This is a genomic window from Microbispora sp. NPDC049633 (genome assembly GCF_040675265.1).
Lineage (GTDB): Bacteria > Actinomycetota > Actinomycetes > Streptosporangiales > Streptosporangiaceae > Microbispora > Microbispora maris.
Genome location: NZ_JBFAOO010000142.1, coordinates 1 through 18,630 on the forward strand (window position 1 = coordinate 1; position 18,630 = coordinate 18,630).

Sequence of the window (18,630 nt, forward strand, 5' to 3'; positions counted from 1 at the left end):
ACTGCTCGCCCGGCGCGTACGGCGGCGCCGCCGCGGGCGCGGGCGGCCCGCCGGGCCCGCCGAAGAACAGCGGCTGGCCCGTCAGGAGGTGGTTGGGGGAGGCCGGATGCCCGCGGTCGCGGAGCACGGCCGTCAGGTCGATCACGTCGGTGCCCGGCGGCAGCCGTACGCGGTGGACGCGGCCGGCTCCGGGGAGGGGCTCGGCGGCCAGGGCCCACCGGGCGACGGCCGCGGGGGAAGAGGTCAGGAGCTCGTCCGGCCGGATGAGGACGGGCCGTCCTGGGAGGGGTTCGACGAGGCTGCTGCGCATGGGGGAGGCCTTCCGTGACGGTTACGGAACGCGTCCTTCCCGATTCGGTTGGTCACCAAGCGCCAATCGGTATGACCCCCCTCTGGTGCCGGACTGCGACGGACGGTAGTCTCTCCTACAGTCATCCAACCGTGATCATTCCAAGTGTGAGGCCGTTGGGGAAGGCGCACCTCATGCGAATTGGGAGGTCCGGTGGCTGCTGCTCGTGGCGTCCTGTACGTCCACTCGGCTCAGCCTGCGCTGTGCCCGCACATTGAGTGGGCCGTCGCAGGCGTTCTTGGCGTGCCCGTCGACCTGACGTGGACCGCCCAGCCCGCCGCGCCCGGGACCCTGCGGGCCCAGGCCGAGTGGGAGGGGCGTCCCGGCACGGCCGCGGCGATCACGTCCTCACTCATGGGCTGGCAGCGCATCCGCTTCGAGATAACCGAGGACGCCTCGCCGGGCGTCGACGGCTCCCGCCACGCCTACACGCCGACGCTGGGCGCCTTCACGGCGGTCGTCGGCGCGAACGGCGACATCCTGATCCCCGAGGACCGCCTGCGCAACGTCATGCTCATGGCGGCCCAGGGACGGGTGGTCCTGGAGGAGGAACTCGACCGCCTGCTCGGCAAGCAGTGGGACGAGGAGCTGGAGTCGTTCCGCTACGCGGGCGAGGGGGCCCCGGTCCGCTGGCTGCACGCCGCCGTCTGATCCTGTTTCGCGGCGGCTGTTTTTCGCGGATCGTGATAACAAGTCACCCTTGCGCCTTGTGAAAACCACATAGAAAGCCGTCTTTTTCGCAGATATACCGGGACTCATCCACGTCCGCACCCCCCGACGCGGACCCGAGGAGGAGTCCATGAGCGTTCTTGCCCGGCGCCTGGCGATCGGCGTGGCGGCGGTGGCGCTGCTGGCCGGCACGGCGGCGCCCGCCCAGGCGACGGCCGCCTACGACTACCATCCGAGCGACGCCGACTGGGCCGACTGCCCGAGGCTTCCGGCCGGCGCCGCTCCCGACACCTGGAGCTGCATCTTCATCATCACGGTGGGTGGTTCGATCAAGCTGGGCTCGATCACCCAGGACATCAGCCGGCCGCTGCGGATCACCGTGGCGCAGGGCAAACTCGCCGACGGCAGCACGGCGGCGGCGTTCGGCAGTGTCGTGGGCGGCCGGATGAAGGTGCCCGGCGGCCTCATCGGCAAGCCGTTCGAGGTGCCCAAGCTCACCGACGTGTACGTGGAGACCCAGGGCACCGGGAAGGTCGAGGCCGGCCCCGTCTTCCCGACCAACGTCGGCATCAAGATCCGCATGATCCATTCACTGCTCGGCAAGAAGTGCTACATCGGGAGCGACGCCGCCCCGATCACGCTGAACCCCGAGATCACCTCGCTGGACCTGACGTCCATCGACGACACGCCGGTCTTCAAGGCCACGGCCACGGACACGACGTTCGCCGTGCCGAAGGCGTCGGGCTGCGGCCTCGACTGGGGCCTGGTCAACACGGCGGTGAACCTGCGGGCCGGGCTGCCCTCGCCCGGCGGCAGGAACGCCGCCGACTTCCAGTGGTTCGTCCGCGGCAAGTCCTACCTGGAGCTCCCCGAGCTCACGTCCTGACCTCGCCCGCGTCCGCCCGGCCCGTGGCGTACGGACCGGGCGGACCGGATCAGGCGAGCCGGTCCAGCAGGGCGATGTCCCCGGGGGACAGGCGCAGCAGGGCCGCGGCCATGTTCTCCTCCAGGTGGGCGAGCGAGGAGGTGCCGGGAATCGCCAGGGTCACCGGGGAACGGCCGAGCAGCCAGGCGAGCGCCACCTGGGCGCGGGTCGCGCCGTACCGGCCGGCGACCTCGTCGAGCACGGCCAGCCGCTCGGCCGAGGGGACCATGCCGGGCGGGGCCTGCGACAGATCCAGTCCGGGCCGGAGCATGCCGGCGGCGAGCGGGAAGTAGGCGGCGAACGCGATGCCGGCGGCCTCGCACGCGGTCAGGACGTCCGCGGCCGACCGGTCGAACAGGTGGAACCGGTTCTGCACCGCCGTCACGGGCGCGATCGCGCGTGCCTCGGCCAGTTGTCCCGTCGTCACGCCGCTGAGCCCGAGCGCGCGGATCAGCCCGCGTTCGCGGAGCTCGGCCAGTGCCCGGAAGGACTCGGCGAAGGGCGCCTCGCCGGGGAACAGCAGTCCGTCGCCGCCCACCCGCAGGTAGACGAGGTCGAGCCGGGCCCGGCCGAGCCGGACCAGGTTGTCCTCGACCTGCTCGCGCAGCCGCTCCGGCTCCGCGGCGGCCTCGAAGCCGTGCCACTCGTCGCGGACCACGCCGACCTTGGTGGCGATGACCAGGTCGTCGGGATAGGGGTGCAGGGCCTGTCTGATCAGGTCGTTGGCGACGTGCGGGCCGTAGAAGTCGCTGGTGTCGATGTGGGTGACGCCCAGCTCCACAGCCCGGCGCAGCACGGCGAGCGCGGTGGCGTGGTCGCGCGGCGGGCCCCACACGCCCGGGCCCGGCAGCTGCATCGCGCCGTACCCCAGCCGCCGGACGGCCAGGCCGTCCGCGAGTCGCAGGACGTCGCCGGTGGAACCGGTGGAAACGGTCATTCAAGCCTCCTCGTGCCGGCCGCGGCGCGGTCGCCGCGGCTGCGGGAGAGGCGGGCCTGGATCGACGCCGTGGTGATCGCGCCCCCGGAATCGCGGTCGAGCTTGTGGCGGCGCACGAGGTCGTGCACGCCCTGGCGGGTGATGCCGAGCATCGCCGCGGCGACCGAGACCGGCACCGCGGTCGCGGCCGGGTGCCCCGCGCGCCGGGCGACCGCCCGGCCGAGTGGGGTGCCCCACCACGCGGCGGGCGGATCGAACGGCGTGTCGCCGGGATACAGCGCGCTCACCAGCCGGATCGCGAGGAAGGCGGCCGCGCGGTCGTCCTCGCCGCACAGCACGTCGGCCCAGGCCCGGCTCTTCACCGCCAGAAGCTCGCGCAGCCGCGTGTCCTCGCCGGACAGCTCGTCCGGCTCGAACAGGATCTCCAGCGCGCCGAGCACCCTGCCGCCGACGATCCGGCGCAGGTCCTCGGCCAGTTCGCGGCGTTCGTCCATGCCCGCCTCCCTCCTACTTGACGACCAGCATCAAGTACTTGTCGTCGAACGTCAAGTAGTCGACGGCGCCGGGAGAACGCGAAAGCGCCGGCCCCCGGATGCGGGGACCGGCGCTTCCGGTACGTCGTCAGAGCGGGATGTTGCCGTGGGCGCCCCGGGCCGGGGTGGCCTGGGCGAGCACCCGGGCGATCGCGCCGCGTGTCTTGGCCGGCTCGATCACCTCGTCGATGACGCCGAGGTCGAGGGCGCGCTGGAGGCCGCCCGCGGTCTTCTCGTGCTCCTCGGCCAGCCGGGCCTCGAGGGCGGAGCGCTCCTCCTCGGGGGCGGCCGCGAGCTCACGCCGCTTCAGGATGCGCACCGCCGCGACCGCGCCCATGACCGCCACCTCGATGTTCGGCCAGGCGAACACCCGGGTCGCGCCGAGCGAGCGGGAGTTCATCGCGATGTAGGCCCCGCCGTACGCCTTGCGGGTGATCAGTGTGACGCGGGGCACGGACGCTTCGGCGAACGCGTGCAGCAGCTTCGCGCCGCGCCGGACGACGCCGTCGTGCTCCTGACCGACACCGGGAAGGTAACCGGGCACGTCCACGAGCACCACCAGCGGCACTCCGAAGGCATCGCACATCCGGACGAAGCGGGCGGCCTTCTCGGCGGAGGCGGAGTCGAGGCAGCCGCCGAGCCGCATGGGGTTGTTGGCGATGACACCGACCGTGCGGCCGCCGAGCCGGCCCAGGGTGGTGACGATGTTGGGCGCCCACTTGGGGTGCAGCTCCACGCCGGGCTCGTCGAGCAGCCCCTTCACCAGCGGATGCACGTCGTAGGCGCGGCGGGGGTTGTCGGGGAGCAGGTCGCTGAAGTCGACCTCGTCCACCTCGCGCACCCGGCCCTGGTGACCGAGCAGGCTGGCGAGCTGGCGCGCGCGCAGCATCGCCTCGGGCTCGTCCTTGGTGACGACGTGGACGACGCCGCTGCGCTTGCTGTGCGGCTCGGGGCCGCCGAGGGCCGCCATGTCGATCTGCTCGCCGGTGACGCTGCGGACGACGTCGGGACCGGTGACGAAGATGCGGCCCTGGTCGGCCAGGATCACGATGTCGGTCAGGGCCGGGCCGTAGGCGGCGCCGCCGGCCGCCGGGCCGACGACGACGGAGATCTGGGGAACCAGGCCGGACGCCTTGGTCATGGCGGCGAACACGCGGCCCACGGCGTGCAGGGACTCCACGCCCTCGGCGAGCCGGGCGCCGCCGCAGTGCCACAGGCCGATGATCGGCACACGCTCGCGCACCGCGACGTCGTAGGCGTGGACGATGTGCTCGCAGCCCACCGCGCCCATCGCGCCGCCCTGGACCCGGGCGTCGCTGCAGAACGCCACGACCGGCACGCCCTCGACGCGGCCGGTCACCGCCAGCACGCCGCTCCTGTCCTCGGGGGTGATCGTCCGGATCGACCCTTCGTCCAGCAGGTGGCCGAGGCGCACCAGGGGGTCACGAGGATCGACGGCGGCCGCGTCGGCGGCGTCGGCCACCGTCCTGCTGTCGAGCACAGTCATTCGAGACTCCCTTGTCAAACCGTCGTGAAGGCCACGGCGACGTTGTGTCCGCCGAACCCGAAGGAGTTGTTGATCGCGGCGAGCTGGTCGCCCTCGAGCTTGCGGGGTTCGCCGCGTACGAGGTCGACCTCGATGCCGTCGGCCGGGTCGTCCAGGTTCGCGATGGCCGGCACGATCCGCTCGTGCAGGGCGAGAATGGTGAAGATCGACTCGATGCCGCCGGCGCCGCCGAGGAGGTGGCCGGTCATCGACTTGGTGGCGGTGACGATCGCGTGGCCGCCGATGGCCTCCTTGATCGCACGAGCCTCGATCTCGTCGCCGAGCGGGGTCGAAGTGGCGTGGGCGTTGACGTGGACGACGTCCGACGGGGAGAGGTCCGCGTTCCTGAGGGCCCGGAGCATGGCCTCCTGGCCGCCCTTGCCGTCAGGGTCGAGCCCGGTGATGTGGTAGGCGTCGCTGGTGTAACCGGCTCCGGCGGCCACGGCGTAGATGCGGGCGCCGCGGGCCAGGGCGTGCTCCTCCGACTCCAGCACCACGATGCCCGCGCCCTCACCGAGCACGAAGCCGTCGCGGCCCTTGTCGAACGGGCGGGAGGCGCGCTCGGGCTCGTCGTTGCGGGTCGACATGGCCCGCGCCGCGGCGAACGACGCCACGTTCAGACCGTGGATCGCCGCCTCGGTGCCGCCGGCGACCACCATGTCGGCCCGGCCGGAGCGGATCATGTCGATGCCGTAGCCGATGGACTCGGCGCCGGTGGCGCAGGCGCTGACCGTGGCGTGCGCGCCGGCCTTGGCGCCCAGCTCGATGCTGATCCAACCGGCCGAGCCGTTGGGCATGAGCATGGGCACGGTGAACGGCGACAGCCGGTTCCAGCCCTTCTCCCGGTAGAGGTCGTAGGCGGACAGGATCGTTCCGATGCCGCCGATGCCGCTGCCGACCACCACGCCCAGCCGGTCCCCGTCCACCTCGGGCGCGCCCGCGTCCTGCCAGGCCTGCCTGGCGGCGATCAGGGCGAACTGCTCGGCGCGGTCGAGCCTCCTCGCCTCGGGCCGGGCAAGCACCTCGCCGGGATCGACGGCCGCCACGCCGGCGAACTTCACCGGCACGGTGTCGACCCAGTCCTCGGTGAGCGGGCGGATGCCCGACCGCCCCTCGAGGAGCGCCGACCAGGTCGATGCGACGTCTCCACCGAGGGGCGTCGTCGCGCCGAGCCCGGTGACTACGACACGTACCCGGTCCTTACTCACTTGTCTGCACTCCTCTTGCGTATGGCGTGAAAGGGGGCCGGACGCGCCCTGGCGTCTCGTCGGAGGCGGGGCGGGCACGTCCGTGCGGCCGTCGTACGGCGGGGACTACTAGGCCTGGATGAAGCTGATGACGTCCTTGACGGTCTTCAGGTGCTTGAGCTGGTCGTCGGGGATCTCGACGCCGAACTCGTCCTGGGCCGCGACGGCGATCTCGACCATCGAGAGCGAGTCGATGTCCAGGTCGTCCACGAAGCTCTTCTCCGGGGTGACCTCGTCGGCCGGGATGCCGGTGATCTCGTTGATGATCTTGCCGAGGCCCGCGAGGATCTCCTGCTCGGTCACTGCCATGTCGCGACTACTCCTTGGATTTTCTGTCTTCCGGGTTTTCTGGGTTGCCCCAGCTCTGTACGGCAGGCCGTACAAGTTCCTCAGGGGATCTCGATCACCTGGGAGGCGTAGGTGAGACCGGCGCCGAAGCCCAGCAGCAGGGCCAGGTCGCCCGACCGGACCTCGCCGCGCTCGATCATGCGAGAGAGCGCGAGCGGGATCGACGCGGCCGAGGTGTTGCCGGCGAGCACGATGTCCTTGGCGACGACGGCCTTGTCGGCGCCCAGCTTGCGCGCGATGGCCTCGACGATCCGCAGGTTCGCCTGATGGGGGACGAACGCGTTCAGGTCGGCGGGGTCCACCCCCGCACGCTCGCAGGCGAGCTTGGCCACCGGGTGAAGCGCCGTGGTGGCCCAGCGGAACACCGTCTGGCCTTCCTGGTGCAGGAAGGAATTGCGGTCCTTGATGGCGATCGCCTCGGCCTTGTCGCCCGCGCTGCCCCAGGCCACCGGGCCGATGCCCGGCCGGTCGGAGGGGCCCACGACCGCGGCGCCCGCGCCGTCGGCGAAGATGACGACGGTCGACCGGTCCTCGGGGTCGACCCACTGGGTGAGCTTCTCGCTGCCGACGACCAGGACGTTGGTCGCCGAGCCCGACCGCACCGCGTCGGACGCGGCGGCCAGCGCGTAGCAGAACCCGGCGCAGGCGGCGTTGATGTCGAAGGCCCCGGGGGCCGTGATGCCGAGCCGGTGGGCGACGCGGCCCGCGGCGTTGGGGATGGGGGCCTCGATCGTGCAGGTCGCCACGATCACCAGGTCGATGTCGTCGCTCGACAGGCCGCTTGCCGCGAGGGCCTTGCCGCCCGCCTGCACCGCGAGGTCGATCTCCGACTCCTCCGGGCCAGCCACGCGGCGTTCCTTGATGCCGACGCGGCTCTGGATCCACTCGTCGTTGGTGTCGATCCGGGCGGCGAGATCGTCGTTGGTCACGACCTGGGCGGGCTGGTAGCCGCCGAAGGCGAGCACCCTCGCCGCGGGAGCGCCTTGGTCGAGCCTCACTTCAGCACCTCCCTGGCGGCGTCCAGGTCAGCGGGGGTCTTGAGCGCCACGGTCTTCACGCCGGGCAGGGCGCGCCGGGCCAGGCCCGTCAGCGTGCCGCCGGGCAGCAGCTCGATCATGGCGGTGACGCCGCGCTCGGCCATCGTCGCCATGCAGGCGTCCCACCGGACCGGGTTGGCCACCTGGTTCACCAACCGGTCCAGGAACTCACCACCTCCGGCGACGGCCGCGCCGTCGGCGTTGGACAGCAGCGTGACCGACGGGTCCGCGGGGGTGAGCGCCGCGGCCTCGGCGCGCAGGTATTCGACGGCGGGGGCCATGTGGACGGTGTGGAAGGCTCCGGCGACCGCCAGGGGGCGCACCCGCGCCTTCTCCGGCGGCTCGGCCGCGAAGGCCTCCAGCTGCGCCCGCGTGCCGCCCGCGACGATCTGACCCGCGCCGTTCATGTTGGCGGGGGTCAGTCCGTGCTTGGAGATCACGGTGAGGACGTCCTCCTCCACGCCGCCGAGCACCGCGCTCATGCCGGTCTCGGTGACGGCGGCGGCCTTGGCCATGGCCCGGCCGCGCTCGCGCACCAGGGCGAGGGCCTGCTCGGGGGTCAGCACACCGGCGATCGCGGCGGCGGCGAGCTCGCCCACGCTGTGCCCGGCCACCATGTCGGGCCGGACCCCGAGAATCTCCGACGACGCCAGGGCGGCCGCCACCAGCAGGGGCTGGGCCACGGCGGTGTCGCGGATCTCGTCGGCGCCGGCGGTCGTTCCGTACGACACGAGATCGAGCTCCACGATCTCCGACCACGCGGAGATCCGCTCGCGGAACTCGGGGATCTCGAGCCACGGACTGAGGAATCCTGGGGTCTGGGCGCCTTGGCCCGGAGCGACGATGACGAGCACGTACTCAACCCTGCCCTGTAGAGGTTCACCACACTGATGGAGATCCGAACGAACTTTGTGGCCGCCGCGTTGTGGGGTACCTACAGTTTCGGTGTCGAGAAGATTAAGGCACCCGGCTCAGGTTACGGACAGGCGCCCGAGTATGAGACCCACCTGGAGGGTGAATGCGGACCGTCCCTCGGTGGGTTGGTACCCGGTCAGTTCCGTGATCTTACGTAGACGGTACCGCACGGTGTTGGGATGGACGAACAGCAACCGGGCGGTCGCCTCGAGGGAGGTCCCCTGCTCCAGGTACGTCGCGAGCGTGTCGAGCAGCGGGGTCCCGGCGAGCGGCTTGTAGACGTTCTCCACCAGCTGGGCCCGGGCGTCCTCGTCGCCGTCCAGCGCGCGCTCGGCCAGCAGGTCCTCGGCGAGCACCGGGCGCGGGGCGTCGGGCCAGCCGGCGGCGGCGCGCAGCCCCGCGATGGCGGCGCGGGCCGATCTGGCCGCCGCGTGCAGGTCGGGCACCTCGGGCCCGATGACGACGGGTCCGGGACCGAAGCGCGCCACGACGCCGCGCGCCGCGTCCTTGACGCCGTCCGCGCCGCCCACGATGACGATGAGCCGGTCGCCCTGCACCCCGGCGAGCAGCTCGTGGCCGAGACGGCGGCCCTTGTCGCGCAGCCCGTCGATGACGCTCTGCGGGTCCTCGTCGGGGGCGTACCCGGCGAAGACGACGACCGGCGCGGAGGTCCAGCCGAGCGCGGCGGCCCACGAGTGCAGCCCGTCGTCGACCTGGCCGCGCACCAGCGCGTCCACGATCAGCGCCTCCAGCCGCGCGTCCCACGAGCCGCGCGCCTCGGCCTCCCTGGCGTACACCTGCGCGGCGGCGAAGGCGACGTCGCGCGTGTAGCGCAGCATCGCGTGCCGCAGCAGCTCCGCGCCGCCGGGCGCGGCCAGCTCCTCGACCTGGGCCTCGACGACCTCGACGACGATGCGGACGAGGTCGACCGTCTGCTGGAGCGACACGCTGCGCTTGAGCTCACGCGGCGCGGTGCCGAAGAACTCGATGCTCGGCGTCGGCCGTCCCTCGCCCGCGTGGCCGAACCACTCCACGAACGCCGCGATGCCGGCCTGCGCCACCAGCCCGACCCACGACCTGTCCTCCGCCGACAGCGCGCGGTACCAGGCCAGCCGCTCCTCCATCCGGGCCATCGCGGCCGTTCCGAGGCTGCCCATGGCCCGGTCGAGCCGCCGCGCCGTGTCCTCCCGGATCCTGTCGCTCATCGGCACACCGTCTCCGGCCACCCGGGCGATTTCGCCCTGCCCGTCCGTACGCACCTGTCCGCCGCTCCCCGTGCCCCGCTCGCTCACGCCCTCTAGCGTGCCAGGTCATTCCCGAGATCGTGCCGTACGGGGGCGTGGACGGCGTCGCCGCAGGTGGAACGGCGACGTCAGGCGCCGATGCGATGCAGGACGACGATGTCCTCACGGTCGAGGCGCATCTCGTAGCCCTCGACGAGGTAGGTGTTGATCAGGCCGCGCAGGTCGTTGTTGATCGAGGCCACGATCCAGGGCGTGCCCCGCTTCTGGTAGTCCCACCACAGCACGGTCGTCCGGCCGGACAGCCGCGCGCCGAAGTCGTCGGTCGCCTCCACCACGACGCCGTCGGGGACCAGGCTCATGGCCTGCTCCCGGGCCGCCGTACGCGGGTCGGGCCGGTAGAAGTCGGGGTTCAGGAGGTTGTCGAACGGCCGGTAGGGGACCGTGGTGACCGCGACCGCGAAGACCGCGGCGGCGTAGGCCAGCCGCAGGCCGTGCCCGGGGCGCGGCACCCCGCGCCGCTCCAGCCACCGGATCAGCCGGGCGGCGCCGTCCACCCCGGCCAGCAGCAGGATCACCACCACGAACGCGTCGTAGTGCCAGCCGGTCGACCACCAGTTGTCCGAGTCGGCCAGCAGCCGCTCCAGGATCAGCGGCAGCGCCGCCAGGACCAGCGGGGACAGCAGGCACAGGAACAGCGCCGGCCACAGCAGCAGGCCCCAGGTGTCCCACTTCGAGTGGTCGTCGAAGAGCATGGCCACGAACTCGTGCGGCCGCGTGACCGCGCTCCACAGCATCTGCGGCAGGTCTTCGCCGAGCTTGGAGTAACGCGTGTAGTAGGCCGGGTTGCCGCCGGCCAGCGGGATCAGGAACTTGCGCACCACCTGGAACACGGCCACTCCGGCGACGGCCAGCCCGGCGCCGAGCCGGCGCTGCCCGGTGAGGAACAGCCAAACACCGAGACCCGCCACCAGGAGGCCCATGTCCTCCTTGGTGAGCAGCAGGCCGAGCACCGCGAGCAGCCCGGGTAGCCGCCGCCCGGCGTGCAGCCGCTCGATGGCGATCGCGCTCAGCAGCGGCACGAAGGCGACCTCGTGGAACTCCACCGCCGTCGCCTGCGCGATCGGCCAGGAGATCGCGTACGCCGCGGAGACGAGGTAGGCGTGGGGGGTGCCGAGCACGCGGCGGGTGAACATCCAGATGAACGGAATGGCCAGGGCGAACAGCACGGCCTGCGCGACGAGCAGCGTCTCGGGCCCGTCGTGGAGCCAGTAGAAGGGCGCAAGCACGGCCAGGATCGGCGAGAAGTGGTCGGCGAGCTGGACATAGTCCATGCCGAAACCGCCGGTGACCCCGCGCAGCGGCACCGTGGGCGCGGAGAAACGCGAGTATCCGCGCACCGCCTGGTCGAAGATGACGAGGTCGTAGGTGGCCACCTGGAAGTGGGCGAACCTGAGCAGGGACAGGGTCCAGTTCAGGGCCGCCGACAGCCCGCACAGCACGGACACCGCGATGAGGTGCCGGTGGGACCTCAGGAACCGCCCGGCGGGACCCCGGGGCGCGCTCTCACCGGCCTGGCCGCCCCGCTGCTCCTCCGGTCCGGCGGCGGCCGTGGCGCCGACGGCGTCTTCGGGCTCCGCCGTGCCGGCTGCCCGAGGGCCTGCCGTGTCCTCCGGCTCCGTGACGGCCGTTCCGTCCACGGCGGCTGCCTCCAGGGTGTCGTCGGGGTCGCTGGCTTCCCGGGGTGGCTCCTCCGCCGGTTGCCCGGACGTAGTGGTCCCCGTGATCACGAGGAGGAGATTAGGCCCTCCGGGCCGGAACGGTCTATACGGGCGTACCCGCGCAAACTTCTCCGCGGGCCGCCTGCCGCTCCCACCTGGGAGTCCTCCCGCCGGCCGATGAATGTTTCACGGCGCGCGGGACCACGTCCGTAACGGGTCAGATGACGGCGACGGCCGTGATGAGGCCGATGAAGAAGTGTGTCACGCCGAGAAGGACGGCGGCGGGCTGCAGTGTGGTCTCCCGGACGAGTTCGCGCACCGAGATGCCGGCGACCTTGTCGAAGGCGACCATGCCGAGCGTCTGCACGGCGATGCCCACCAGGCCGAACACGAGCGTCGCGAGCAGCCCCTCCTGCAGGGCGCCGCCCGACGACCAGATGGAGGCCGCCACGATGAGCCCAACGCCGGCGACGCTGGAGGCGGCCAGCACCGTGGCGTTGGGGTTGCGGTCGGTACGGATGATCTTGCTGAGCCTGCCGGGCGTCGCCAGGTCGATGACGTAGAACCCGGCGACGAGGAGTAGCACGCCCAGGATGGCGTACGCGAGGATCGCCAGGGAGCCGTGCGCGAGCACGTCGGCGATGGAGGTCTTGGTGTCCACGGGGGGCCTTCGCTTTCAGCCGTGAATGCGGTGGGGGACGAAAGAGGACGTGTCGTCGGTGACGAGGCCGGAGGTCTCCCGGATGCCGAGCCCGGCCGACTCGTCGTCGACCATCCAGGCGCCGAGCACCGGACGCCAGCCGTCGAACTCGGGCAACGGCAGGAACTCCTGGTAGACGAAGCCCTCCGTGCCGTACTCGCCCGCGGTCTCCATCTCGACGCCCGGCGCGGCGATCCGCATCGATGCGCCCTCGCGGCCGAGCAGCGGCTTGCGCACGTAGCCGGGACCGCCGGACAGCTCGCGGGGACCGTCGAGGTAGGCGGGCAGCAGGTTGGGGTGGCCCGGGTACAGCTCCCAGAGGATCGCCAGCAGCGCCTTGTTGGACAGCAGCATCTTCCACAGCGGCTCGATCCACGTCATCGAGACCTGCTGCGCGAGCGCGTGCGGCGCGAACGGCTCGGCGACGATCCACTCCCAGGGGTAGAGCTTGCACAGCGTGCGGACGACCCGGTGCTCCATGTCGACGAACCGGAGGTTGAGCGGGTCCCAGCCGATGTCCTCCATGGCGATCGCCGCCGTGACGAGCCCGGCCTGCTCCGCGGTCTCCTGGAGGTAGCCGATGGTCATGGCCTCCTCGCCCGTCTCGTCGGCGCTGGTCCACGCGAAGTGGGCCGGGCCCGTCTGGAGCGTGAGCGACTTCCATCGGTCGACCAGGCGCTCGTGGAGCGAGTTCCACTGGTCGTCCTCGGGATACACGTCCTTGAGCCAGAACCACTGCACGACGGAGCTCTCGACCAGGCTGGTCGGGGTGTCGGCGTTGTACTCCAGCAGCTTGGCCGGCCCGGTGCCGTCGTAGCGCAGGTCGAAGCGGCCGAAGACGTGCGGGTCGCGCCGCCGCCACGACTCCGCGACGGCCGCGCGGCAGTGCGGCGGGATGCCGAGGTCCGCGAACCGGCCGGAGGTCACGACGTGGTCGGCCGCGGCCAGGCACATCCGGTGCAGCTCCTCGACCTGCTCCTCCAGGGACAGGACCTCGTCCATGGTGAAGACGTAATGGACGCTCTCGTCCCAGTACGGCCGGGTGAGCCCCTCGGGGTGGGCGGAGCGGTGGAACGCGAGACCCTGCGACTCGATGAGGGCGGCCCAGTCCTCCCTGGGCGCCGAGGTCGTTCTGCGCATCCGTCAGCCGCCGCGGCTGCCGTGGCCGAATCCGAACCCGCCCCGCTGGACCACGCGCCCGGTACGGGTGGTGATGTGCGCGTCGGCCGGCCGGATCGTCGTGCCATGGTAGACGCGGCCTCCGTTGCGGGTGCCGCCGTAGTACCAGCGGTACGCGCCGTGCGAGCCGGAGTAGTGGCTGTGGCCGTCGTCATCGTCGTCGCAGTAGTAGTCGTCGACGACGACGTACGACCCGTCCGGGTTCATCGTGGAGGTGTCCACGCAGTCCGCGCCGACCTCCTCGTAGTCGTCGTCCTGAGCCGCGCAGAAGCCGACGACGAGGACGGACAGGACGCCCAGCGTGCCGAGCTTGATCATGGTGGAGGACTTGACGCCGCTCGCGGGCGGCGTCGCCGCAGGCCGCGGCGCGCCGCTCATCGCCATGGGGTGGACGGGCATGGAGGAGTTGCCGGGTGGCGTCATCTTCGGTGGGGGGCTCTCCCCGGGCTCTGCCAATCGGGCTCCTGCTTTGTCGAGATCGGCACACATTATCGTCTGGCTGGACGAACGGGACAGGCAGTCCTGGGGTTCCTGATGAGTCTGTTATGTCCCGGCCGGCTGATGCTGCGTGCGCCGGGTAGCGTGCCGGATGTGGACCCCGTCGAGGCACTCAAGCGCATCGCCTTCCTGCTGGAACGGGCCGGCGAGCCGACGTACCGCGTGCGCGCCTTCCGCGGCGCCGCCGCCGCGATCGAGGAACTGCCCCGCGAGGAGCTGGTGCGGCTCGCGCGCACCGGCGGCCTGACGGGCCTGAAGGGCATCGGCAAGGTCACGGCCCTGGCCGTCACCGAGGCGCTGGACGGCGCCGTGCCGACCTACCTGCGGCGGCTGGAGGACACCAAGGACGTCGACCTGGACGAGGCCGCGCAGGCGCTGCGGTCGGCGCTGCGCGGCGACTTCCACAGTCACTCCGACTGGTCGGACGGCGGATCGCCCATCGAGGAGATGGCCGAGGCCGCCCGCGCGCTCGGTCACGAGTACCTCGCGCTGACCGACCACTCGCCCCGGCTGACCGTCGCGCACGGCCTGTCCGCCGACCGGCTGCGGCGGCAGCTCGACGTGGTCGCCGGGCTCAACGAGCGGTACGCCGGGGACGGCGGCCCGCCGTTCCGGATCCTGACCGGCATCGAGGTGGACATCAACACCGACGGCTCGCTCGACCAGGAGCCCGAGCTGCTCGAACGGCTGGACGTCGTGGTGGCGAGCGTCCACTCGCTGCTGCGGATGGACGCCGCGGAGATGACCCGGCGGATGGTCACGGCGGTGTCCAACCCCCATGTGGACGTCCTCGGGCACTGCACGGGCCGCGTCGTACGCGGACGAGGGCGGCCGGAGTCCCGGTTCGACCCCGAGATCGTCTTCGAGGCGTGCCGGAGGTTCGGGGTCGCGGTGGAGATCAACTCCCGGCCCGACCGGCTCGACCCGCCCAAGCGCCTGATGCGGCTGGCGTACGAGATGGGCTGCGAGTTCGCCGTGGACTCCGACGCCCACGCGCCGGGCCAGCTCGACTGGCAGCGGTTCGGGTGCGAGCGCGCGGCCCTGTGCGGGATCCCGCCCGAGCGCATCCGCAACGCCCATCCCTGGGGGACTCCTGCGCACGTGGGGTGATAGTGCTGTGGCGTCCGAGTGAGGTGTGTTGGGCGGGTTTCGCCGCACTGATCGACGTAGCGTCGAATCATGAAACGCCGCGACGCGCTGGTGAAGGAGCTGGAATCCGGCGGATGCCTGTCGGCGCGCGAGCTCGCCTCGCGTCTCGGGGTCAGCAGGAGCACCGTCGTGCGCGACGTCGCGAAGCTCCGGGAGGCCGGCGTCCCGATCCGGCTCGACCAGGGCGGGTACGCGCTCGCGGGCCCCGACTCGGTGAAGCGCGCCATCGACAGGGCGCTGCGCGGGCGGCACGTGCTGCGCCTGGAGTACGTCAACAGCAAGGGCGGGCCCACGGTCAGGGACGTCGAGCCGAGCATCTGTCTCGGCGGCCGGGGCGGGCACTGGTACCTGGTGGCCTGGTGCCGGTTACGCGACGACGTACGCGTCTTCCGGCTCGACCGGATCTCCTGGGCCGAGGTCCTGGACGAGCGGTTCCCCGAGCCGGGCCGCGACCGCCTGGCCGAACTCGCCGAGGCCGTCGGCGGCTGACGGTCATCGGGCACCCGCCGTGGCGGCATGGCGCCCCGGCTCCTGCCGTGACCTGAGGGAACGGGCGTCACTCGAACGGGTCAGCGAGAAATGTCGGTGGGGTGGCCTACCCTCTCCGGCGTGAACCGTACCGACCGGCTCTACGCGATCGTCGAGGACCTGCGGGCGATCTCCCCGCGCTGCCGGTCCGCGCGTGAGCTCGCCCTGCGCTTCGAGGTGAGTTCGCGGACCATCGAGCGGGACATCTCCGCGCTGCAGCAGGCCGGCGTGCCCATCTACGCGGAGGTCGGGCGGAGGGGAGGCTACGCGCTGGACAAGAGCATGTCCCTGCCCCCGCTCAACTTCACCCCCGCCGAGGCCGTGGCGGTGGCGATCGCGCTCAGCCGCACAGAACAGCAGCCCTTCGCCGACGACGCGCGCAGCGCGCTGCGCAAGCTCGTCGCCGCCATGCCCGGTCCCGAGGGGGAGCGGGCCCGGCAGCTGGCCGCCCGCGTGCAGATCCTCACCGAGGACAAGCCGGAGTCCCGATACACGGGGTCGATCGGCAGGGTCATCGAGGAGGCCCTGCTCCGGAGCGTCGTGCTGCGCATCCAGTACAGCGACGCGCACGGTGTGCTGACGACCAGGGAGGTGGAACCCGGGGCGTTCGTCGGCGGGCGGAGCGGGTGGTGGTATCTGGTGGCCTGGTGCCGCCTGCGCGACGCCGTCAGGGTGTTCCGGCTCGACCGGATCGCCGAGGCCGTCCTCACCGAGGAGCCGGTGCCCGGCCGGCCCCTGGAGGCGTTCGACGCCGACGTGCCGGACATGATCGCGCGGACACCGGTGCTCGACTGATCCGAGTTTCGAAAAAATGTTCGTGAGATTCCGGAAACGCCGACAGGGGGGTGTCGCCGAAGGGCGGGAGGCTCTACCTCACCGAGAACCCGGAAAGCAGAGAGAAAGAGACGACGATGACCACTCCCGCCCCCGCTGTCGACACGGTCGCCTGGTTCGAGATCGCGAGCGACGACCCCGAGGGCGTCCAGCGGTTCTACGGCGGCCTGTTCGGCTGGCGGTTCCGCACCGACGAGGACTCGGCCGCGGTCGGCATGGACTACCGGCTCATCAGCTATGACGGTGACGACGAGGTGCGCGGCGGGGTGTTCGGCACCGGCGGCGACATGCCCGGCCACGCCGTCTTCACCGTCCTGGTGCGGGATGTGACCGAGACCTGCCGGAAGGTGGAGGCCCTGGGCGGGAAGGTGCTCAGCGAGGTCGTGGGCAACGAGAGCGGCCCCGACTTCGCCTACCTCCACGACCCGTCCGGCAACCTCTTCGGCGTCTTCGCCCCGGCCGCTTCCTGACCGTCCCGTGCCGCCGGATGCTGCCGGAGTGAGCAGATCCTAGAACCTCGCGACGGCCGGTCTCCGACCGGCCGGAGCCTACCGAGGCCGTCCGAACGCCCACCGGGATCCCCCCTCCCGTGCTTCCCCTGCGGCGCCTTTCCCCCCGGGCCCTTCCCCTCCGGGCCGTCAGGGCGTTCGGGCGGCCCTTCCCCATGCGAGCCGGAGAACTCGTTCACCGGAACCCTGTTCGTCGGGAACCCTCTTCGCCGGAAACGGCGCAGGAGGGCCGGTCGGTGTGACCGGCCCTCCTGCGACATCCGCGTACCCCGGCGGAATCGGCGTGTCCGCTGTGCGCTGCCGCCCGGCCCGGGCCGGGCAGGACCGCGCGCGTTCAGCGCCGGGCGTACAGGTCCCTGCGACGGAGGATGAAGACCAAGGCCGCGACGGCGATGACCACCACGACGGCGATGATGCCGATCTTCAGCGGCATGCCCGAGTCGTCGGCGTCCTGCGCGGCCGCCCGGTCGCTGAGCACGGACCCGGCCGCCGCCGCCTTCTCCGGCGTGAGCGTGGTCGCCGGGGCCTCGGGGACGACGTCGACCGCACCGGCCTTCACCGTCACCGTCTTGCTCGCCTTGGCGGGCTCGGTGGCCTTCACAGTGACCTTCCACTCGCCGCTCGGCAGCGGCTCCGCGGCGCGGTAGAGGTTCTGGCCCTCGGGCGCCGACCTCAGCGGCACCGGCCCGAAGGTGCGGCCGTCGGCGGAGGTCGCGGTCAGCGTCGCCTCGACGATCTCCGTGACGGGGTGCTTGTCCTCCTTGTACGTCACCAGAACGTTGACGTTGTGGTCGCCGTCCCCGATCACCTCCAGCTTGATCGGTCCGCCGTGGGCGGAGGCCGCCGGTGCGCCGAGCGTCAGCGCGAGCCCGGCCAGCAGGACGGCGAGGACGTATTTCAATGCCTTGGTCACGATTCGTGACTCCCCTCGGGTTCGGTGTCGGGGGTGAGCGCTCCGTCGCCGGGCGTCGTCGGGAGGAACACGTGCTGATGCCCGTTGCCGGCGTCGACGTTCACGGCGTCGAGGGCGGTGCCCCCGACCGACCAGGTGAAGAGCGCGTCGGCGCGTTGCCGTGCGGCCAGGTCCAGAGCGGTGGTGCGGGCCGCTCCGGTGAGGTCGCGCGCGGCCGCGTAGGTGTCGACGGTCGTGGCGAGCTGCCGTACGGCGGAGGCGAGAGTCGACCTCGCCACGTTGGTGGCGGTCTCGCCGGACGGCGGGTCGGCGAAGCCTTCGACGGCGCTGGTGGCCGCCTTCCGCCAGTTCTCGACGTCGGCCGTGGTCACCACGGCCGGACCCGCGGTGCCGTCGACGGGCATGGCCCGGCTCAGCCCTTCGACCACCGGGACGAGCCGGTCGCGCGTGGTGCGGGCCAGCTCGGTCAGGGTCTTGATCTGCGTCTTGTCACGGAGGGCGGATTCGGTGCGGATCTGGTCGGCCATCTGCTCGAGTGAACTCGGCCGGGTCGTCCAGAACACCAGGCCGCCGGCGACGAGCGCGCCGATTACGAACGCGGCCACGAGGCCGGGCACCCGGCTCCGGACCGGCTGTCTGGGTGGTCGGTTGATGATCGCCACCTCCTTGGGGGCGGATGTCGCTGGGCGGGTGGGCTGGGTTCGCCCCATGGCAGGTGTCACCGGGGCCGTCGATCCGTTCGCGCTCGTGGGCTCACGCTCCGAGGGGTCTGCCTTGGCTGCTGAGGATCAGCTTCTCGATGCGCTTGCGGCGCCGGGCGCTGGTGATCCGCAGGGCGACGACGAGCAGGAC

20 protein-coding genes and 1 pseudogene are annotated in these 18,630 nt (G+C 71.9%); 6 read left to right on the top strand and 15 right to left on the bottom strand.

The genetic code is table 11. The annotated features are described in order from the left end of the window. A pseudogene (locus AB0J39_RS28450) lies at positions 1-310 on the bottom strand (peptidase S8 and S53 subtilisin kexin sedolisin); the annotation flags it as partial. A 192-nt stretch (positions 311-502) separates the two neighbouring features. On the opposite strand from AB0J39_RS28450, the gene AB0J39_RS28455 reads away from it, so the two are divergent. Together AB0J39_RS28455 and AB0J39_RS28460 are read left to right on the top strand one after the other, a co-directional pair. Next, on the top strand, positions 503-1,000 hold the full coding sequence (locus tag AB0J39_RS28455; protein WP_179155579.1) for a DUF3145 domain-containing protein: 498 nt from the start codon (positions 503-505) through the stop codon (positions 998-1,000). A 148-nt stretch (positions 1,001-1,148) separates the two neighbouring features. Continuing rightward, positions 1,149-1,904: a hypothetical protein gene (locus tag AB0J39_RS28460; RefSeq protein WP_363469949.1), complete on the top strand. Its 756-nt coding sequence runs from the start codon at positions 1,149-1,151 to the stop codon at positions 1,902-1,904. A gap of 49 nt (positions 1,905-1,953) precedes the next feature. Here AB0J39_RS28460 and AB0J39_RS28465 read toward each other — a convergent pair whose 3' ends face one another. The 12 genes from AB0J39_RS28465 to AB0J39_RS28520 form a co-directional block, all read right to left on the bottom strand. After that, on the bottom strand, positions 1,954-2,880 hold the full coding sequence (locus AB0J39_RS28465; RefSeq protein ID WP_363469952.1) for an oxidoreductase: 927 nt from the start codon (positions 2,878-2,880) through the stop codon (positions 1,954-1,956). Next, positions 2,877-3,374, bottom strand: coding sequence for a hypothetical protein (locus tag AB0J39_RS28470; RefSeq protein WP_363469955.1), 498 nt, complete (start codon positions 3,372-3,374; stop codon positions 2,877-2,879). Before AB0J39_RS28470 ends, AB0J39_RS28465 begins: the two co-directional genes overlap by 4 nt. Before the next feature lie 127 nt (positions 3,375-3,501). After that, positions 3,502-4,920, bottom strand: a complete 1,419-nt coding sequence (locus AB0J39_RS28475; protein ID WP_363469958.1) for a carboxyl transferase domain-containing protein — start codon at positions 4,918-4,920, stop codon at positions 3,502-3,504. A 14-nt stretch (positions 4,921-4,934) separates the two neighbouring features. After that, the gene (gene fabF / locus AB0J39_RS28480; RefSeq protein WP_363469961.1) at positions 4,935-6,167 is read right to left on the bottom strand and encodes a beta-ketoacyl-ACP synthase II; all 1,233 of its coding nucleotides are present in this window, start codon (positions 6,165-6,167) and stop codon (positions 4,935-4,937) included. Positions 6,168-6,275: 108 nt separating this feature from the next. Then, entirely contained in the window at positions 6,276-6,515 is a 240-nt protein-coding gene (locus tag AB0J39_RS28485; RefSeq protein WP_363469964.1) for an acyl carrier protein, read from the bottom strand. A gap of 80 nt (positions 6,516-6,595) precedes the next feature. Continuing rightward, positions 6,596-7,552: a beta-ketoacyl-ACP synthase III gene (locus tag AB0J39_RS28490; RefSeq protein WP_363469967.1), complete on the bottom strand. Its 957-nt coding sequence runs from the start codon at positions 7,550-7,552 to the stop codon at positions 6,596-6,598. Further along, positions 7,549-8,445, bottom strand: coding sequence for an ACP S-malonyltransferase (locus tag AB0J39_RS28495; protein WP_363469970.1), 897 nt, complete (start codon positions 8,443-8,445; stop codon positions 7,549-7,551). Before AB0J39_RS28495 ends, AB0J39_RS28490 begins: the two co-directional genes overlap by 4 nt. Before the next feature lie 117 nt (positions 8,446-8,562). Continuing rightward, the gene (locus tag AB0J39_RS28500) at positions 8,563-9,711 is read right to left on the bottom strand and encodes a helix-turn-helix domain-containing protein (RefSeq protein ID WP_346226074.1); all 1,149 of its coding nucleotides are present in this window, start codon (positions 9,709-9,711) and stop codon (positions 8,563-8,565) included. A 167-nt stretch (positions 9,712-9,878) separates the two neighbouring features. Then, on the bottom strand, positions 9,879-11,537 hold the full coding sequence (locus AB0J39_RS28505; protein WP_363469973.1) for a DUF2079 domain-containing protein: 1,659 nt from the start codon (positions 11,535-11,537) through the stop codon (positions 9,879-9,881). 148 nt (positions 11,538-11,685) lie between these two features. Beyond that, positions 11,686-12,129, bottom strand: a complete 444-nt coding sequence (locus AB0J39_RS28510; protein ID WP_363469976.1) for a DUF350 domain-containing protein — start codon at positions 12,127-12,129, stop codon at positions 11,686-11,688. 15 nt (positions 12,130-12,144) lie between these two features. Further along, positions 12,145-13,308: a glutathionylspermidine synthase family protein gene (locus tag AB0J39_RS28515; RefSeq protein ID WP_363469979.1), complete on the bottom strand. Its 1,164-nt coding sequence runs from the start codon at positions 13,306-13,308 to the stop codon at positions 12,145-12,147. 3 nt (positions 13,309-13,311) lie between these two features. Continuing rightward, positions 13,312-13,803, bottom strand: a complete 492-nt coding sequence (locus AB0J39_RS28520) for a hypothetical protein (protein ID WP_363469982.1) — start codon at positions 13,801-13,803, stop codon at positions 13,312-13,314. A 135-nt stretch (positions 13,804-13,938) separates the two neighbouring features. Here AB0J39_RS28520 and AB0J39_RS28525 point away from each other — a divergent pair, with 135 nt between their 5' ends. From AB0J39_RS28525 to AB0J39_RS28540, 4 genes are all read left to right on the top strand, one after another. After that, positions 13,939-14,955, top strand: coding sequence for a PHP domain-containing protein (locus tag AB0J39_RS28525; RefSeq protein ID WP_363469985.1), 1,017 nt, complete (start codon positions 13,939-13,941; stop codon positions 14,953-14,955). 69 nt (positions 14,956-15,024) lie between these two features. Then, positions 15,025-15,483 (top strand): WYL domain-containing protein, encoded by a 459-nt coding sequence (locus AB0J39_RS28530; RefSeq protein WP_363469987.1) that lies wholly within the window; start codon positions 15,025-15,027, stop codon positions 15,481-15,483. Positions 15,484-15,603: 120 nt separating this feature from the next. Further along, on the top strand, positions 15,604-16,317 hold the full coding sequence (locus AB0J39_RS28535; RefSeq protein ID WP_363469990.1) for a YafY family protein: 714 nt from the start codon (positions 15,604-15,606) through the stop codon (positions 16,315-16,317). A gap of 116 nt (positions 16,318-16,433) precedes the next feature. Next, positions 16,434-16,826: a VOC family protein gene (locus AB0J39_RS28540; RefSeq protein ID WP_363469993.1), complete on the top strand. Its 393-nt coding sequence runs from the start codon at positions 16,434-16,436 to the stop codon at positions 16,824-16,826. 373 nt (positions 16,827-17,199) lie between these two features. On the opposite strand, the gene AB0J39_RS28545 is transcribed toward AB0J39_RS28540, so the two are convergent. Continuing rightward, complete coding sequence (locus AB0J39_RS28545; RefSeq protein ID WP_363469996.1) at positions 17,200-17,778, bottom strand: hypothetical protein; 579 nt, start codon at positions 17,776-17,778, stop codon at positions 17,200-17,202. Continuing rightward, the gene (locus AB0J39_RS28550) at positions 17,775-18,440 is read right to left on the bottom strand and encodes a hypothetical protein (RefSeq protein ID WP_363469999.1); all 666 of its coding nucleotides are present in this window, start codon (positions 18,438-18,440) and stop codon (positions 17,775-17,777) included. The genes AB0J39_RS28545 and AB0J39_RS28550 overlap by 4 nt, the downstream gene beginning before the upstream one ends. Positions 18,441-18,630: the final 190 nt, after the last annotated feature.

What these genes read in the sequence shown, in the direction of transcription:
- AB0J39_RS28460 (WP_363469949.1), top strand. Translation starts at nt 1,149, where the DNA reads ATGAGCGTTCTTGCCCGGCGCCTGGCGATCGGCGTGGCGGCGGTGGCG.
- AB0J39_RS28465 (WP_363469952.1), bottom strand. Translation starts at nt 2,880, where the DNA reads ATGACCGTTTCCACCGGTTCCACCGGCGACGTCCTGCGACTCGCGGAC.
- AB0J39_RS28470 (WP_363469955.1), bottom strand. Translation starts at nt 3,374, where the DNA reads ATGGACGAACGCCGCGAACTGGCCGAGGACCTGCGCCGGATCGTCGGC.
- AB0J39_RS28475 (WP_363469958.1), bottom strand. Translation starts at nt 4,920, where the DNA reads ATGACTGTGCTCGACAGCAGGACGGTGGCCGACGCCGCCGACGCGGCC.
- AB0J39_RS28485 (WP_363469964.1), bottom strand. Translation starts at nt 6,515, where the DNA reads ATGGCAGTGACCGAGCAGGAGATCCTCGCGGGCCTCGGCAAGATCATC.
- AB0J39_RS28500 (WP_346226074.1), bottom strand. Translation starts at nt 9,711, where the DNA reads ATGAGCGACAGGATCCGGGAGGACACGGCGCGGCGGCTCGACCGGGCC.
- AB0J39_RS28515 (WP_363469979.1), bottom strand. Translation starts at nt 13,308, where the DNA reads ATGCGCAGAACGACCTCGGCGCCCAGGGAGGACTGGGCCGCCCTCATC.
- AB0J39_RS28530 (WP_363469987.1), top strand. Translation starts at nt 15,025, where the DNA reads ATGAAACGCCGCGACGCGCTGGTGAAGGAGCTGGAATCCGGCGGATGC.
- AB0J39_RS28540 (WP_363469993.1), top strand. Translation starts at nt 16,434, where the DNA reads ATGACCACTCCCGCCCCCGCTGTCGACACGGTCGCCTGGTTCGAGATC.